This is a genomic window from Pseudomonas sp. AC016 (assembly GCF_979253365.1).
In genome coordinates this window covers 4,752,183-4,768,205 of record NZ_CEEDCC010000001.1, presented here as the reverse complement: position 1 = coordinate 4,768,205, position 16,023 = coordinate 4,752,183, and the positions used below count along the sequence as shown (strand labels likewise).

Genomic DNA, 16,023 nt, shown 5'->3' with positions numbered 1-16,023 from the left:
GCGGTATGCCAGAAAAACGCGTCATCGTTCATCGCCGGCAAGCCGCCTCCCACAGTCCGGTGAGCTGCGGTCGACGACAGGGTGACGCCTCCCACGGTCCGTTACTCACCGCGATAACAGCCGACTTATATACCCTCAACCTTCTTCACCCTGAACCACGCCGCATACAGCGCGGGCAGAAACAGCAGCGTCAGCGCAGTGGCGACGATCAGACCGCCCATGATGGCAACGGCCATCGGGCCGAAGAACAGGCTGCGCGACAGCGGGATCATCGCCAGTACGGCCGCAAGAGCCGTCAGTACGATGGGCCGGAAGCGACGCACTGTGGCTTCGATGATCGCGTGCCACTGATCCAGGCCTGCGGCAATGTCCTGCTCGATCTGATCCACCAGAATCACCGAGTTGCGCATGATCATCCCCGAGAGCGCAATGGTGCCCAGCATGGCCACGAAGCCGAACGGTTGATTGAAGATCAGCAGGAACAGCGTTACCCCGATCAAGCCCAGCGGTGCGGTCACGAACACCATGAGCATGCGCGAGAAGCTGCGCAACTGGATCATCAGCAGGGTCAACACGACGACGATGAACAAGGGAACGCCTGCGTTCACCGAATTCTGTCCGCGTGCGGAATCCTCCACCGTACCGCCAACCTCCAGCAGATAACCGTCCGGCAACTCGGCACGTACCCCATCCAGGGTCGGCATGATCTGCTTCACCAGCGTCGCCGGTTGATCCTTGCCATAGATGTCAGCACGCACGGTCACACTGGGCAGGCGGTTGCGGTGCCAGATCACGCCTTCTTCAAATCCGTACTCCAGCGTCGCCACCTGAGACAGCGCGACGCTGGCGCCGTTTTGCGTCGGAACGGCCAGGCTGGACAGCGCTTCCAGTTGCTCGCGCTCATTGCGTGTGCCGCGCACCATGATGTCCACCAGTTCGTCGTCTTCGCGATACTGACTGACGGTTGAACCCGTGAGTGAGTTTCGCAGGAAGGCCGAGAGGTCGGCGGTGGTCACGCCCAGCGCCCGTGCGCGATCCTGATCGATGTTCAGGTGTACGACCTTGCTCGGCTCCTCCCAGTCCAGGTGGACATTGGACACATGAGGATTCTCGCGAACCTTGTCCTGCACCTTGCGGGCCAACGCCCTGACCACTTCGATGTGCTCGCCAGTGACACGGAACTGCACCGGATAGCCCACAGGCGGGCCGTTTTCCAGACGCGTCACCCTGGAGCGCAGGGTCGGAAACTGCTCATTAAGATGAGTGATCAGCCAACCGCGCAGCGCCTCGCGATCCTCGATGCTGCGGGTGAGCACCACGAACTGGGCGAAGCTGGGCGCAGGCAGTTGCTGGTCCAGTGGCAAATAGAAACGCGGCGAGCCGGTGCCTACATACGCGACGTAGTTGTCGATGCCTTCGTGGCCCTTGAGCATCTGTTCCAGACGCTTGACCTGCTCGCCGGTGTTGACCAGCGACGAGCCTTCGGCCAGCTTCAGGTCCACCATCAGTTCCAGACGCCCGGAAGCCGGGAAGAACTGCTGCGGGACGAACTTGAACATCACTACCGACAGGACGAACAGGCCGACCGTGGCAACGATCACCGTCTTGCGGCGCCGTACGCACCAGCCCACCAGTGCGCGAACACGTTTGTAGAACGGCGTCGCATAGGGATCAGGGGCATGGCTGCCATGCTTGGCTGCATGCCGCTTGGCGAGATCCGGCAACAGGCGGTCGCCCAGATAAGGCACGAACATGACTGCCGCGATCCACGAGGCGATAAGCGCGATGGTCACCACCTGAAAGATCGAGCGTGTGTACTCACCGGTACTCGATTGCGCGGTGGCAATCGGCAGGAAGCCCGCTGCCGTGATTAGCGTGCCGGTCAACATCGGGAATGCCGTACTGGTCCAGGCGAAGCTGGCGGCCTTGAGCCGGTCGTAGCCCTGCTCCATCTTGATTGCCATCATTTCCACGGCGATGATCGCGTCATCCACCAACAGACCCAAGGCAAGCACCAGCGCCCCCAGCGAAATCTTGTGCAGGCCGATGCCCAGGTAATACATGGTCGCAAAGGTCATCGCCAGCACCAGCGGAATGGCCAGCGCGACCACCATGCCGGTGCGGACACCCAGCGAGAAGAAGCTCACCAGCAACACAATGATCAACGCTTCGGCCAGTACCTGAACGAACTCGCCGACGCCGGTCTTTACCGCAGCCGGCTGATCGGACACCTTGCGCAACTGCATGCCGACCGGAAGGTTCTTCTGTAACCGGGCGAACTCGGTTTCCAGCGCTCGTCCCAGCACCAGAATGTCGCCGCCGTCCTTCATGGCCACTGCCAGACCAATCGCATCCTCGTCCATGAAGCGCATGCGCGGCGCAGGCGGGTCGTTGAAGCCACGGTGTACATCCGCCAGATCGCTGATTCGAAACGTGCGGTCGCCCACGCGGATCGGGAAGTTGCGTATCTCGTCCACGCTCTGGAACTGCCCGCTGACCCGCAGCTGGATTCGTTCACTGGAGGTCTCGAAGAAGCTTGCCGAGGACACCGCGTTCTGCGCCTGCAGTGCCTGTTGCACCTGTTGCAACGGCAAGCCCAGCGTGGCCAGCTTGACGTTGGACAGCTCGATCCAGATCTTCTCGTCCTGCAACCCGATCAGTTCGACCTTGCCGACATCCTTGACCCGTTGCAGCTGAATCTGAATCCGGTCGGCGTAATCCTTGAGTACCGCGTAATCAAAACCCTGGCCGGTCAGCGCATAGATATTGCCGAAGGTCGTACCAAACTCATCGTTGAAGAACGGCCCCTGAACGTCGGGCGGCAGGTTCTGGCGAATATCGCCGACCTTCTTGCGGATCTGATACCAGAGATCAGGCAGGTAGGCAGAAAAGATCGAATCACGCGCCACGAAGGTGACGGTGGATTCTCCAGGCCGCGAGAACGACGCGATGCGCTCATACTCGCCGGTTTCCATGAGTTTCTTTTCGATGCGATCCGTGACCTGTCGGGCCACTTCCTCGGCGCTGGCGCCCGGCCACAATGTGCGGATCACCATGGCCTTGAAGGTGAAGGGCGGGTCTTCACTCTGCCCCAGTTTGGTGTAGGACAGCGCGCCCACGATGGCCAGAACGATCATCAGGTACAGCACGACCTGGCGGTGACGCAGCGCCCATTCGGAAAGATTGAAGTGCATCGGGCCTACTCCCTGGCAGCCAGTTTCACGGCCCGATTGCTGCGATCCACCGGACGGACACGCTCACCCTCACGCAATACATGTCCACCTGCGGCCACGATCCAGTCGGTTTCCTGCACACCCTGAACGATTGGCACCGACTCCTGACCATACGGGCCAACCTGGACCGGGACTCGCGTCACAGTGCTGTCAGGGCTGACACGCCAGACATACGTCGCTCCGTTCTCGGCGGTGACCGCCGAGAGCGGCACCGCCAGCGGCACGGCATGCTCGGCCGCAATGAATACCCGCGCGCTCTGGCCAAGCTCTGCGGGAACCTGCCCGCTGGCAAACGCCACCCGCGCCGCGAAGGTGCGCGAACGGGGATCGGCGGAAGGTGAAAGCTCACGAATGCGGCCTGGGAAGCGCCGATCGCGAAGTGTCCAGAGCTCGACAGAGACCGGCTGGCCGACCTTGAAGCGGGCAAAATTCTGTTCCGGAAGGCTGATCAGCACTTCTCGCTCACCGTCGGCGGCCAGGGTGAAGACCGTCTGCCCGGCAGCAACCACCTGCCCGACCTCCACCGAACGCCTGGCGATCACGCCGTCCTGAGACGCACGCAGAACGGCGTAAGCCGTCTGATTGTCAGCCACCGTCAGCTCGGCCTTGATCTGCTTGAGTCGGGCTTCGCCTGAGCGATAGAGGTTTTCGGCGTTGTCGTATTGCGAGCGGCTGACCATCTGCCGGTCCAGCAGGGTCTTGTACCGATCCCGCTCGGAACGCACCAGTTGCAGGTTGGCTTCGGCGGCAGCGACCTGTGCACGGGTGGCGTCCAGTTGCAGGCGTACGTCCTGCGCATCCAGTTCGGCAAGGGGCTGGTTGGCCTTGACCCGCTGCCCCTCCTCGACCAGCCGCTTGCTGACCTTGCCGGCAATACGAAACGCCAGCTCAGGCTCAAAGCGGGCACGCACTTCGCCAGGGTAGCTGTCCATGGATTGAGCGGAAGGCAGCGGCTGCACCACCATCGCGGGGCGCACGAAAACCGGGGCGGTGGTTTCCTGACCGCACGCTGTCAGCAGCGAGACCAGACACAGCGGCACGAGAAGCGGCATGACATCGCGGAGCATGATGTAAACCTTCATCAAAACAGGCTTGGAATAATTGTACTGGCGAGTATATTAAAAATTATCAAACTCACCAGTACATTATTTGAACCTTATGCCTGATACCCCATCCAACAGCGGCCCCGGCCGCCCCAAGGACCTCGAGAAGCGCAAGGCCATTCTCGAATCCGCGAAGAATCTGTTCGTCAGCAACGGCTACGTGAATACCAGCATGGATGCGATCGCCAGCGAAGCCGGCGTCTCCAAACTCACGGTCTACAGCCATTTCACCGACAAGGAAACGCTGTTTTCAGCCGCCGTGGTGGCGCGTTGCGAAGAGCAGATGCCTGCCGCGCTGTTTCATCTGGCAGAAGGCGCGACGGTCGAGACAGCGCTACTGAATATCGCCCGAGCCTTTCAGTGCCTGGTCAACAGCCCGGAATCCCTGGACCTGCATCGCTTGATGGTGACGCTGGGCACTCAGGACCCGCAGCTGTCGATGATCTTCTTCGAGGCCGGTCCGCAAAAGCTGGTCAGCGAGATGGAACGCGTGCTGGTCGAGATCGACGCAACCGGCAGCCTGCGCATCGAAAGCCCGCGCAGGGCTGCCGAGCATTTTCTGAACATGGTCAAAGGCATTCACAACTTCCGGCTGCTGGTGGGATGCAGCACACCGCCGGACGCGGATACCGCTGAGCGGCATGTTCAGGAAGTCGTGAAACTGTTCATGCGGGCCTATCAGCCTGAACAATGATGGACAGGCACGACCGGGTTAATCCACAGCCTTGGGCTTGAGGGCTTTCTTCGGGTAGATGTCGTAGCGGCTGGATTTGCCATCCAGCGCGTAACCCGGCTTGGGGCCATCGATGCAGGGTGCCTTGCGCGGACGCTTGACGACCACACGGTGCGTGGCCAGTGCCAGCGCGGCTTCCAACAAGGCAGGCGCGTCCATGTCATCGCCTACCAGCGGGCGGAACAGGCGCATCTCTTTTTTGACCAGTGCGGTTTTTTCCCGGTGCGGGAACATCGGATCGAGGTAGATCACCTGCGGCGCCTCGCCCTGCCAGTCACGAATCAGCTCAATCGAGTTGCCGGTCAGCAAACGCATCTGACCGATGATCGAACCCACGTCGCGGTCATGGCGCCCGCGTGACAGCCCATCTTCCAGCAAGGCGGCGATAATCGGTTGCCGCTCGATCAGGCTCATCTCGCAGCCCAGGCTCGCCAGTACGAACGCATCCTTGCCCAGCCCCGCCGTGGCATCCAGCACGCTGGGGCGGATACCCGGTTGAATGCCGACGGCCTTGGCAATCATCTGCCCGGTGCCACCGCCAAAAAGCCTGCGATGAGCCACCGCTCCTTCGACAAAATCGACCCGCACCGCGCCGGGCGCATCGTCACCCAGCTGTTGCAATTGCAGGCCATCGTCGGTCACCTGCAGCGCAAAATCAGCCTGTTCATCCTGCAACGGCAGACCCAGACGCTCGGCCCACGCGGCCGCCTGATCCTGCCCGTCCGCTGTCAGGGCTTCGACCCGGATACGACTGCCTGCCTGCTGTTCACTCATTACGTCCACACACTCAAAAAATGTTAATGATCAGCAAAATCTGCCGATAACCAAGTATCCGGCATTTTGCCAGACCCAACGCCAGTACTGATCGCTATGTCAGACATTGTTCAAACATCCATTGGCTATTTGTCGCACTCAGGCGACTTTAGCGTCCGCAACAGCCGCACCCTTGGTGGTGTCACGCAGTTGTGGTCGGATGCTTTTGCACGTGCGATGGCTGATCAGGTTGCCGACAGCACGCCGATTCCGGTCCACCCAAGCAGTGTGGAAGTGGACGTCGAGACCGGCGAACCCGTCGCAGGCGCCAAGACCCTGAGCAAGATCGTCGAGCAGCGTGCCTGCCCGGTGGCCGACACCGAGGTCAAGCCGCCAGAGCCGCTGTTCCTGCCAATCGCCGAATTCGAACTCGATCTGCTGCCACCGCCAGCCGAGCCGTTCAGCATTGCCGACATGATCGAGCAACAACGTCATCTGGAATTCGAAAGCAACTGGGTGCGCCCGACCGTCCTCAATGCTCACAGCGATGTGACACCTGGCCCGGCACCACAGACCCGTCCACTGCACCTGCCTATCGCAGAGCTCGAATGGGACCTGGCTGACAAGCCTGCCCTGCCCCTCGACGAAAAGACCATCGCCACCCAACAGCGCCAGTTCGATTACGAGAACGTCTGGGCTCGTCCGCTGATTCTGCAAAACCTGCGCATGGCAGCCTGATCAGCGACACACCTGCCAACGCCCCATGTCCACATGAAAATGATCACGATGCGCCGCGTTGTATTCCGGCCCCAGCACCGTGCTGAAATTCCTGCAGGCCCCGTCGCGAACCAGCCTTAGAAAACGCCCCTTGTCCCCTGCGTCATTCCAGTCCTTGAGCAGGTTGATGCGCTGACCATCTGCCAGGCGAAAACCGGCGATGTCCAGCGCATTGGCCGTCGCATGCTGGCTGAGCCGGCTATTGGCGCGGTTATAGATATTGCGGCAGGCAAAACTGCCCAAGTGATCAATACGTGCAACGCGCTGACCGAACACTGTCTCGGCTGCCGGCTGCAGCGTGTGAATGTCGAACAGCACATAGGCCACAGCAAGCGGGCAGCTGGCCAGAAAGCTGCTGCTCAGTGCCACATCGCCGCCCTGCACACGCAGGGTGTTCTCCAGCGGACATCGCGCCGACGCAGGGCTGTCCGCCTGCCGGCTGAAACGCAGACCCGACGCACTCAACACCTGATCACACAGCGCCGGATCATCACGCAGGCGCGACAGTTTGAACGGCGTCAACAGATTGGGTTCGGCGCGCACATCCAGCGGTGCCCAGGGATTCCATTGCGGCGGTACGTCGATCCAGCCCCGCCACACCGCAACCACTCCGACCGCACACAGGATCAGCAACAACAGGAACACACGCATGCTCAGCCCTTGAACAGATCGTTCAGTTGATCGAAGGGCAGCGCCTGTCCGGCGTAGTTGAAGGTGCCGTAGTTGCGGATTTCCTCGGCAGCGCGATAAAGACCACCGAAGGCTGCCCGCGCCAGCGAGGAACCGACGCTGATGCGTTTGACGCCGCACTCGCTCAGATCCGCCACCGACAGTGTCACGCCGCCCAGGCCCATGAGGATATTGACGGGCTTGGGGGCGACCGCACGCACTACCGCGATGACTTCATCCCGGGTCCGCAGGCCCGGTGCGTAAAGCACGTCCGCCCCTGCTTCGGCGTAAGCCTCAAGTCTGCGCAAGGTGTCAGCGAAATCCATCCGCCCGTTCAGCAGGTTTTCGGCCCGCGCCGTGAGCATGAACGCAAATGGCAGGCTGCGCACCGCAGCGGCCGAAGCCCGGACGCGCTCCACCGCCAGATCGAAGTCGTAAATCGGATGGTCTGCCCGCCCGCTGGCATCTTCGATGGAGCCACCCACGATGCCCGCCGCTGCCGCCTTGAGCAGCGTTTGCGCGCAGCCTTCGGGGCTGTCGGCGAAGCAGTTTTCCAGATCGGCAGCGACAGGAAGCGAGGTGGCCGCCACGATATCCGCCACGTTGGCGAGCGTGTCATCACGGCTGATCGCACCCTCGGCGTCCGGACGACCCAAGGTAAACGCGAGGCCTGCGCTGGTCGTCGCCAACGCTTCGAACCCCATCGAGGCCAGCAGTTTTGCCGAACCGGCATCCCAGGGATTGGGCATCACGAAGGCGCCATCGCGTTCATGCAAGGCCTTGAACGCCTGCGCTTTGAGAAGTTGTTGCGAGTCCATGTGCGTGCTCTCCGGGTGAAGGGCTTCAATCAACCCACACCTATCGACCTCAGAGCAAGCCCAACTGCTCCACCTGTGGACCTCGGTCCAGCTCAGGCAGCGGTGGCAGCCCTGGCAGGCGCACCCTCAATTGCTCATGAAAACGTCGCGCCAGCTCGGGCGCGCGCAGGTTGTCCGGTGTGTGCAGGAACACGTAAGGCACCCGCCCTTCTTCGATCCAGACCGCGACTTTTTCCACCCACTGCACCAGAAACGGGTCATTGGCCTCAAGCTCAGGGCGGCCAATGAATCGGACCTGAGGGTGCTGAGTGAGCGCTGCCGGACGTGCAGGCACCTTGGGTTTCTTGGACTGCGCGTGCAGGACCGCGGGGTCGCTGGATATGCAACTGAACAAGGCACGCGAATCCAGACAGATGCGCTCGATACCGCGATCCAGCAGCAGACGATTGAGCATGCGTTCCTCATCGCCCTTCATGAAGAACGCCATGTTGCGGACTTCCACAGCGAGCGGCACATTCAGTTCATCAATGAAACCGACCAGCTCAGCCAGGCGTTGCGGCGTGAAACTGGCCGACAGTTGCAACCAGAACGGTGCAACTCGCTGACCCAGCGGAGCCATCAATTGAATGAAAGTCTCAGCAGCGGTTACTTGGGCACGCAGGTCACCGTCGTGGCTGATGTCACGGGGAAATTTGGCGGTGAAGCGAAAGTCTTCAGGCATCACTTCAGCCCAACGCTGCACGGTGGAGGCCGCGGGACGGGCATAGAAAGTGGTATTGCCTTCGACAACATTGAAAACCTGCGAGTACAGGCTCAGGAAATCAGTCGGGCGGGCGTCATCGGGATACAGCGAATCGCGCCAGGCGTTTTCGCTCCAGGACGGGCAGCCGAGGTAATAAGGCAGACCGGACACAATCAGACGTGAAGATCGAGCCCCGATACTTCAAGGTCCCAATCCACAAAGCTGGCCGTAGTCAGGTAACTGGCCAGGGCGTTGGCGACACGAGAGCTCATGGAGCGGGGAAAGATGATGTCCTGAGGACGTGCAGGTACGTTGCCAGTACTGCCGATCGGACCCTGGTCAGCGTCGCGACGGGACGCGCGCGCAGGCACCGGCAGATCAACGTCGGTGGTGACTTCTTCGAAAGAACCCTCAACCGTCGAAGGCTGCTTCTGCGGCTTTCGCTTGATGGGGTAAGAACGTTGTGATGGTCCGTCGATGCGCATCAATATTTACTCGGCTTCTGTAGTGGCAATTTAACGTTACAGTCCGGATACTGGCAAACTTCCTAACGTTAACTAGACCACACATATTGCAAATTGTTTGAGCCCGAGCGTTTTAAGTCACACTAAAACGATAAACGGTAGATGGCAAATTGATACAACCGTTGCAATCGCCCTAACTTGCGAGTTGCCGCGCGAGTACTAACGCGCCTTCGGCGTGGCAACCTTGTCACGCAGATACACCGGCTGCGCATCATCGGCCTGAACGGCTTCGCCGCGCTGCCAGGCAAAGGTGGCCAGTGTCAAAAGGTCCTGAGCGTGCGGCAGCAGGCCTGCATCATGCCCTGACAACGCAACCGGGATACGCTCGGCGTAGCCCCACCCCGTACCGGCACCGAACCACTCACCCGTTATGTCAGCGGGCAGTGCAGCCAGTTCCGGCGCCATCACCGCTTCGGCACCGACCAGACGCATCTCGCCTCCTGTTTCACGATAACAGCCCCAATACACCTCATCCATTCGCGCATCGATGGCAGCCGCCACCTGCGACACGCCTCGCTCGCGAAAGGCACGCTGTGCCAGCACTGCCAGATTGGAGACCGGCAATACCGGACGCTCCAGCGCGAATGCCAGCCCCTGAACCACGCCAATAGCAATCCGTACGCCGGTGAACGCACCCGGACCACGGCCGAACGCAATGGCATCCAGCGCCGACATCGCAATACATGCCTCGGCCAGCAGGTCCTTGATCATCGGCAACAGGCGCTGGGCATGCAGGCGCGGAATCACCTCGTAGTGGCTCAGTACCTTGCCGTCATGCAGCAAAGCGACCGAGCAGGCTTCAGTGGCGGTGTCCAGGGCCAGCAAGGTGGTCATCGGTGTGTCCGTCGTCGTGGAAAAGTGGCGCAGTATAAATGACAAATGGCCCGCAAGCGGGCCATTGTCGAGAAGCGATGTCGAATCAGCTCAGTGCTTTCAGCACTTTGGCGGTGATCTCTTCTACAGAGCCAACACCTGGGATGTGGCTGCACTTTGGCTTGCCATTCTGAGCGCTGAGTTTGCTGTAGAACTCCACCAGCGGCTTGGTCTGCTCGTGGTAGACAGCGAGGCGATGACGCACGGTTTCTGCCACATCGTCAGGGCGCTGAACCAGATCTTCGCCAGTCACATCGTCCTTGCCTTCAACCTTGGGCGGGTTGTAAACCAGATGGTAGGTGCGACCGGATGCCGGGTGAACACGGCGACCGGACATACGCTGGACGATTTCTTCGTCATCGACAGCGATTTCCAGCACATGGTCGATTTCCAGACCGGCTTTCAGCAATGCCTCGGCCTGTGGAATGGTGCGCGGGAAGCCATCGAACAGCACGCCGTTCTGGCAGTCCGGCTCAGCCAGACGGTCCTTGATCAGGCCGATGATCAGATCATCGGAGACCAGACCGCCCGAATCCATGACGCTCTTGGCCTTGATGCCCAGTTCTGTACCGGCCTTGACCGCTGCGCGCAGCATGTCGCCTGTCGAAATTTGCGGGATGCCGAACTTTTCAGTGATGAATTTTGCCTGAGTACCTTTACCGGCCCCGGGAGCTCCCAGCAGAATCACGCGCATCGTCATGCTCCTCAAATTTTTTATATGGAAATCATCGGATTCGCCTCAGGGGCCAATCTAAAAAATGAATCAGGCCAATAGGCCAAAAGGCTGATCAAGATACACAGCAGACCGTAGCCGCACAAGCCGCCAAAAGTCGCAGTAACCGCAGGGGCACTGGCGTGCAGGCCGAGGTCATTGAACGGTACGACCTGCTGCAACCCCTCCGGCAGGTTAGCCTTTAAACGCTTCACCCGCCGTGATCCTGATCAAACCCAGCGCCTGCCACTCGGGCCAGGCCGTCAGCCGGTGTTGCGCAGCCCGGCGGCAATTCCCGCCACAGACACCAGCAACGCCAGTTCCAGAGGGCTGTCCAGATGCGCCTCACGGTGGCGCGAGCGCGACAGCAGTTCAGCCTGGAGCAGATGCAACGGATCCAGATAGGTATTGCGCAGGCTTATGAATTCGAGGGTTTCGGGGCTGTGTGCCAGCAATTGCGTCTGCCCGGTCAGGCCCAGCACCACATCGCACGCCTGCGACAATAGGTCGCGCAAATGTGAGCCTAAATGTTGCAGCTCTTCGCTGACCAGACGTTCGTCGTACAGCCGTGCAATATCTGAATCCGCCTTGGCCAGTACCATTTCCAGCATGTCGATGCGGGTTCTGAAGAACGGCCAGCGTTCGCGCATCTGCGCCAGCACATCGCCGTCTCCACGCTCCAGCGCCTTGGTCAGCGCCGCTTCCCAGCCCAGCCAGGCGGGCAGCATCAGGCGTGTCTGGGTCCAGGCGAAGATCCACGGGATGGCACGCAGACTCTCCACACCGCCTTCGCGGCGTTTGGCCGGTCGGCTGCCCAACGGCAGGCGACCCAATTCCTGCTCGGGCGTGGCCTGGCGGAAATACTCGACAAACTCCGGGTTCTCTCTGACCACCGCCCGATAGGCGCTGACGCCATCACTGGCCAACTGGTCCATCATCGTGCGCCACGCCGGCTCAGGCAGTGGCGGCGGCAACAGGGTCGCTTCCAGTACAGCAGCCAGATAAAGGTTGAGGTTCTGCTCGGCAATGTCCGGCAGGCCGAACTTGAAGCGGATCATTTCACCCTGCTCGGTGGTGCGGAAGCGTCCCGCCACAGAGCCCGGAGGCTGCGACAGAATCGCCGCGTGGGCCGGGCCACCACCACGTCCGACCGTACCGCCACGGCCATGGAACAGCAGCAGTTCGACCTGTTGATCGCGACAGATCTGTACGAGTTTTTCCTGCGCCCGGTACTGCGCCCAAGCCGCTGCGGTCGTGCCAGCGTCCTTGGCCGAGTCGGAATAACCGATCATCACTTCCTGAGGACCGTGCAGACGCGACCGATAACCCGGCAAACCCAGCAGTGTTTCGATGACCGGTCCGGCGTTGTCCAGATCCGCCAGAGTTTCGAACAACGGCACGACGCGCATGGGTCGTTGCAGCCCGGACTCTTTAAGCAGTAACTGCACCGCCAGCACATCCGACGCTGCGCCCGCCATGGAGATGACATAAGAGCCCAGCGATGCCGCCGGTGCCGCCGCCACTTCGCGACAGGTTGCCAATACTTCGGCTGTGTCTGCGGCGGGTTTGAAATAGCCGGGCAGCAGCGGACGACGGTTGTTCAGTTCACGCAACAGAAACTCGATGCGGGTCTGCTCGTCCCATTCCTCGTAACGGCCCAGCCCCAGATAATCGGTAATTTCAGTCATGGCCGCGCAATGGCGGCTGGAATCCTGACGCACGTCCAGACGCACCAGGAACAGACCGAAGGTCACGGCACGACGCAGGCAGTCCAGCAGCGGACCGTCAGCAATCACGCCCATGCCGCACTCGTGCAGTGACTGAAAACAGAGCATCAAGGGTCCGATCAGCTCGCGATTGTCGTGCAACACGGCTTCAGGCGCAGGCTGAGTGACGGTCAACGACGCATTGGCCCAGTTACGGGTCGCTCGCAGGCGTTCGCGCAGGCGCTTGAGTTCGGTGCGATAGGGCTCGGCACTGTCGCCGACACGGGCGCGCAACGCGTCGCTGGCCTGCTGCATCGACAGGTCGGCAGCCAGACTGTCCACATCACGCAGATACAGGTCGGCGGCCATCCAGCGCGCCAGCAGCAATACTTCACGAGTGACAGCCGCCGTGACATTCGGGTTGCCGTCCCGGTCACCGCCCATCCACGAGGCGAAGCGGATCGGGGCCGCTTCGAGGGGCAAATGCAGGCCGGTCGCTGCCTGCAGCGCCAGATCGGCCTTGCGCAGGTAGTTGGGAATGGCGTGCCACAGCGAATGCTCGATGACCGCAAAGCCCCACTTGGCTTCATCGACCGGGGTCGGGCGGATACGACGGATCTCTTCGGTGTGCCAGGCTTCGGCGATCAACCGCTGCAGACGCGAGGTGATCTGTTCACGCTCCAGACTGTTGAGATCACGATGGTCCAGCGCAGCAAGCTGCGCGGCAATCGCGTCGTATTTCTGAATCAGCGTGCGCCGGGCCACTTCGGTGGGGTGCGCGGTGAGCACCAGTTCGATCTCCAGCTTGCCCAACTGTCTCGCCAGCGCATCAGGAGCATGACCTTCGGCCTTCAGGCGCTCCAGCAGTTCGGGCAGTACCCGGGATTCGAACGGGTGCGGCTGCGAGTCGTCGCGGCGATGCATGAGCTGGTATTGCTCGGCGATGTTCGCGAGGTTAAGGAACTGGTTGAACGCGCGGGCCACTGGCAGCAGTTCATCGTCTTCCAGGCCATCGACACTGGAGCTGAGGGCTTCGGCACCTTCAGCAGAGCCACGTCTGCCTGCCTTGGCGCTCTTGCGAATACGCTCGATCTTGTCGAGAAAATCAGCCCCGCGCTGTTCGCGAATCGTATTGCCCAGCAGCTCACCCAGCAGGTGAACGTCTTCGCGCAGTCGCGCATCGATATCGGCCATCGTTCCCTCTCCCGGTTTTTTATTGGGGCTTTTTGTCTGATCGCTTACCCGAACTGAACGGGTGTATTGAAATCCGCTTTGCCAACAGTGCATCAAAAGCGCGCTCGCCGACAAATCCTTGTGCATGAAATTATCTGTCCGTGCCACGAATGCCATACAGGCTAATCTCATGCATGAGCCACACAACGACTCCATCACGCAACAGACTCGCCACAAGCGAGCCCATCGAGAAGACAGTCAGGAGAAGTCACCATGAAAATCCGCGAACTGGCCCGCCACTGGGAAAATAATGCCAAGGGTCGCCTGACCAGGACCCGCTATGCGATTCATCTGGATATCGAATCCGCCGCGCGACTGGCCGCACTGTGCGAGATGTACCCCAAACATCACCCTGAAGAGTTGCTGGGCGAGTTGATCGGCGCGGCAATGGAAGAACTGGAAGCCAGCTTTCCTTACGTCAAAGGGCCGCATGTCGTGGCGACAGATGAGGAAGGCGACCCCCTTTATGAAGACATCGGCGCCACGCCCCGCTTCCTGGCACTGTCCAAACGTCACCTGCATGAACTGTCTGAGGAGCTGGACACGCCAGTCGATGAACCCGGCCAGGTGTAACACCGCCGATTCTGCCAGGGCCCACGCCCGTAAAGGGCCGGGCCTGACGGCTCGCTCTGTATGTGCACCCTATTGAGTACGACATATAAAACGTTCTCGCCCGCTCACGAAATATTTATGTGAACTATTCAAAAACCCCGCAGGTCCGAGCCATTAACCATTACAGGAAAGCCTGAAGAGCATCAGGTGGTTGCATGACCCGATGCCCGGCCTGAATAAAAACTGTCATGGATAACCACGTTCGGAGTCAGACAATGGAGTTGATCACCATGAACACCCCTACTGCCAATACCACGTTCAAAAGCCTGCGCGGGCTGAAACTCGCTGCGCTGGCGCTGGGTAGCACCTTCATCCTGGCCGGCTGTGCGGGCAACCCGCCGTCGGAGCAGTACGCGGTCTCTCAGTCGGCCGTCAACAGCGCAGTGAGCGCCGGCGGTACTGAGTTCGCAGCGGTGGAAATGAAGTCGGCTCAGGACAAGCTCAAGGAAGCTGACCTCGCCATGCAGGACAAAAAGTACGACGAAGCGCGCAAGCTGGCCGAACAGGCCGAGTGGGATGCCCGAGTGGCAGAGCGTAAGTCTCAGGCTGCCAAGGCTGCCAAAGCCGTGCAGGATGCTCGTCAGGGCGTCAACGAACTACGTGACGAAGGCATGCGCCAGGTGCAGTGAGCACCGCCATCAACCTTTGGTTTTCATGCATTCGTAATCGATTAAAGGACGACCCTAATTATGCGTAAACAATTGATGATCCCTGCCCTGCTGGCCATGAGCGTTGCTTTGGCTGCCTGCGCCACCAAGCCGAACCCTAATCTGGAACAGGCGCGTACCAACTTCACCTCCCTGCAGACCAACCCGGACGCCACCAAGGTTGCCGCGCTGGAAACCAAGGACGCGAGCGAATGGCTGGCCAAGGCTGAACAGGCGTTCCGTGATGACGCTGACGCCAAGAAAGTCGACCAACTGTCTTACCTGACCAACCAGCGTGTTGAACTGGCCAAGCAGACCATTGCCCTGCGCAACTCCGAAGCCGCTCTGCAGAACGCTTCTGCCGACCGTGCCAAGGCTCGTCTGGAAGCGCGTGACGCCCAGATCGCTGCGCTGAAGAATAGCCTGAACGCCAAGCAGACCGAACGCGGTACCCTGGTGACTTTCGGTGACGTGCTGTTCGACTACAACAAGGCCGAGCTGAAGCCAGGCGCCCAGGGCGACATCGGCAAGCTGGCTGCTTTCCTTCAGGAAAATCCTGATCGCAAAGTGATCGTTGAAGGCTACACCGACAGCACCGGTTCGGCTTCCTACAACCAGTCGCTGTCCGAGCGCCGCGCCAATTCGGTTCGCATGGCGCTGACCCGCATGGGCGTAGACCCGACTCGCATCGTTGCGATGGGCTACGGCAAGGAATATCCGGTTGCTGACAACACCAGCAACTCGGGCCGTGCCATGAACCGTCGTGTAGAAGTGACCATTTCCAACGACAACCAGCCGGTTGCTCCACGCTCTTCGATGAAATAATCGACTGAGCGGCTGTACCTGAAGCCCCGCCTGCGCATACAGGCGGGGCTTTTTCATGGGCGC

At 60.6% G+C, this 16,023-nt stretch carries 16 protein-coding genes; 5 read left to right on the top strand and 11 right to left on the bottom strand.

The annotated features are described in order from the left end of the window. Window positions 1–125: 125 nt before the first annotated feature. Together AC0IXS_RS21505 and AC0IXS_RS21500 are read right to left on the bottom strand one after the other, a co-directional pair. The gene (locus AC0IXS_RS21505) at window positions 126–3,194 is read right to left on the bottom strand and encodes an efflux RND transporter permease subunit (protein WP_449125106.1); all 3,069 of its coding nucleotides are present in this window, start codon (window positions 3,192–3,194) and stop codon (window positions 126–128) included. A 5-nt stretch (window positions 3,195–3,199) separates the two neighbouring features. After that, a complete protein-coding gene (locus AC0IXS_RS21500) occupies window positions 3,200–4,300 on the bottom strand; it encodes an efflux RND transporter periplasmic adaptor subunit (RefSeq protein WP_471825632.1) in 1,101 nt (366 codons plus the stop codon). 91 nt (window positions 4,301–4,391) lie between these two features. On the opposite strand from AC0IXS_RS21500, the gene AC0IXS_RS21495 reads away from it, so the two are divergent. Further along, window positions 4,392–5,030, top strand: a complete 639-nt coding sequence (locus tag AC0IXS_RS21495) for a TetR/AcrR family transcriptional regulator (RefSeq protein ID WP_057408665.1) — start codon at window positions 4,392–4,394, stop codon at window positions 5,028–5,030. Between the two features lie 18 nt (window positions 5,031–5,048). On the opposite strand, the gene AC0IXS_RS21490 is transcribed toward AC0IXS_RS21495, so the two are convergent. Continuing rightward, window positions 5,049–5,843 (bottom strand): class I SAM-dependent methyltransferase, encoded by a 795-nt coding sequence (locus AC0IXS_RS21490; RefSeq protein WP_122564422.1) that lies wholly within the window; start codon window positions 5,841–5,843, stop codon window positions 5,049–5,051. A gap of 96 nt (window positions 5,844–5,939) precedes the next feature. Here AC0IXS_RS21490 and AC0IXS_RS21485 point away from each other — a divergent pair, with 96 nt between their 5' ends. Continuing rightward, complete coding sequence (locus tag AC0IXS_RS21485) at window positions 5,940–6,560, top strand: hypothetical protein (RefSeq protein WP_004878953.1); 621 nt, start codon at window positions 5,940–5,942, stop codon at window positions 6,558–6,560. On the opposite strand, the gene AC0IXS_RS21480 is transcribed toward AC0IXS_RS21485, so the two are convergent. The 8 genes from AC0IXS_RS21480 to ppc form a co-directional block, all read right to left on the bottom strand. Then, a complete protein-coding gene (locus tag AC0IXS_RS21480) occupies window positions 6,561–7,250 on the bottom strand; it encodes an extensin-like domain-containing protein (protein ID WP_057408667.1) in 690 nt (229 codons plus the stop codon). A 2-nt stretch (window positions 7,251–7,252) separates the two neighbouring features. Beyond that, window positions 7,253–8,086 (bottom strand): isocitrate lyase/PEP mutase family protein, encoded by an 834-nt coding sequence (locus tag AC0IXS_RS21475; protein ID WP_122667646.1) that lies wholly within the window; start codon window positions 8,084–8,086, stop codon window positions 7,253–7,255. A 49-nt stretch (window positions 8,087–8,135) separates the two neighbouring features. Beyond that, window positions 8,136–8,999: a DUF72 domain-containing protein gene (locus AC0IXS_RS21470; protein ID WP_161987287.1), complete on the bottom strand. Its 864-nt coding sequence runs from the start codon at window positions 8,997–8,999 to the stop codon at window positions 8,136–8,138. A 2-nt stretch (window positions 9,000–9,001) separates the two neighbouring features. Next, window positions 9,002–9,313, bottom strand: coding sequence for a hypothetical protein (locus tag AC0IXS_RS21465; RefSeq protein ID WP_122490998.1), 312 nt, complete (start codon window positions 9,311–9,313; stop codon window positions 9,002–9,004). A 198-nt stretch (window positions 9,314–9,511) separates the two neighbouring features. Further along, on the bottom strand, window positions 9,512–10,186 hold the full coding sequence (gene tsaB / locus AC0IXS_RS21460) for a tRNA (adenosine(37)-N6)-threonylcarbamoyltransferase complex dimerization subunit type 1 TsaB (RefSeq protein ID WP_057408671.1): 675 nt from the start codon (window positions 10,184–10,186) through the stop codon (window positions 9,512–9,514). An 85-nt stretch (window positions 10,187–10,271) separates the two neighbouring features. Then, a complete protein-coding gene (gene adk / locus AC0IXS_RS21455) occupies window positions 10,272–10,919 on the bottom strand; it encodes an adenylate kinase (RefSeq protein WP_057408672.1) in 648 nt (215 codons plus the stop codon). A 20-nt stretch (window positions 10,920–10,939) separates the two neighbouring features. Beyond that, window positions 10,940–11,152, bottom strand: coding sequence for a hypothetical protein (locus AC0IXS_RS21450; protein WP_122455631.1), 213 nt, complete (start codon window positions 11,150–11,152; stop codon window positions 10,940–10,942). Window positions 11,153–11,200: 48 nt separating this feature from the next. Further along, a complete protein-coding gene (gene ppc / locus AC0IXS_RS21445) occupies window positions 11,201–13,837 on the bottom strand; it encodes a phosphoenolpyruvate carboxylase (protein WP_057408674.1) in 2,637 nt (878 codons plus the stop codon). Window positions 13,838–14,089: 252 nt separating this feature from the next. Here ppc and AC0IXS_RS21440 point away from each other — a divergent pair, with 252 nt between their 5' ends. From AC0IXS_RS21440 to lptF, 3 genes are all read left to right on the top strand, one after another. After that, the gene (locus tag AC0IXS_RS21440; RefSeq protein ID WP_471825626.1) at window positions 14,090–14,449 is read left to right on the top strand and encodes a pilin assembly protein; all 360 of its coding nucleotides are present in this window, start codon (window positions 14,090–14,092) and stop codon (window positions 14,447–14,449) included. Window positions 14,450–14,703: 254 nt separating this feature from the next. Beyond that, a complete protein-coding gene (locus tag AC0IXS_RS21435; protein ID WP_057408675.1) occupies window positions 14,704–15,117 on the top strand; it encodes a DUF4398 domain-containing protein in 414 nt (137 codons plus the stop codon). Window positions 15,118–15,177: 60 nt separating this feature from the next. Then, a complete protein-coding gene (lptF, locus tag AC0IXS_RS21430) occupies window positions 15,178–15,960 on the top strand; it encodes a lipotoxin F family OmpA-related lipoprotein LptF (RefSeq protein WP_004878931.1) in 783 nt (260 codons plus the stop codon). The last annotated feature ends 63 nt before the right edge of the window (window positions 15,961–16,023 follow it).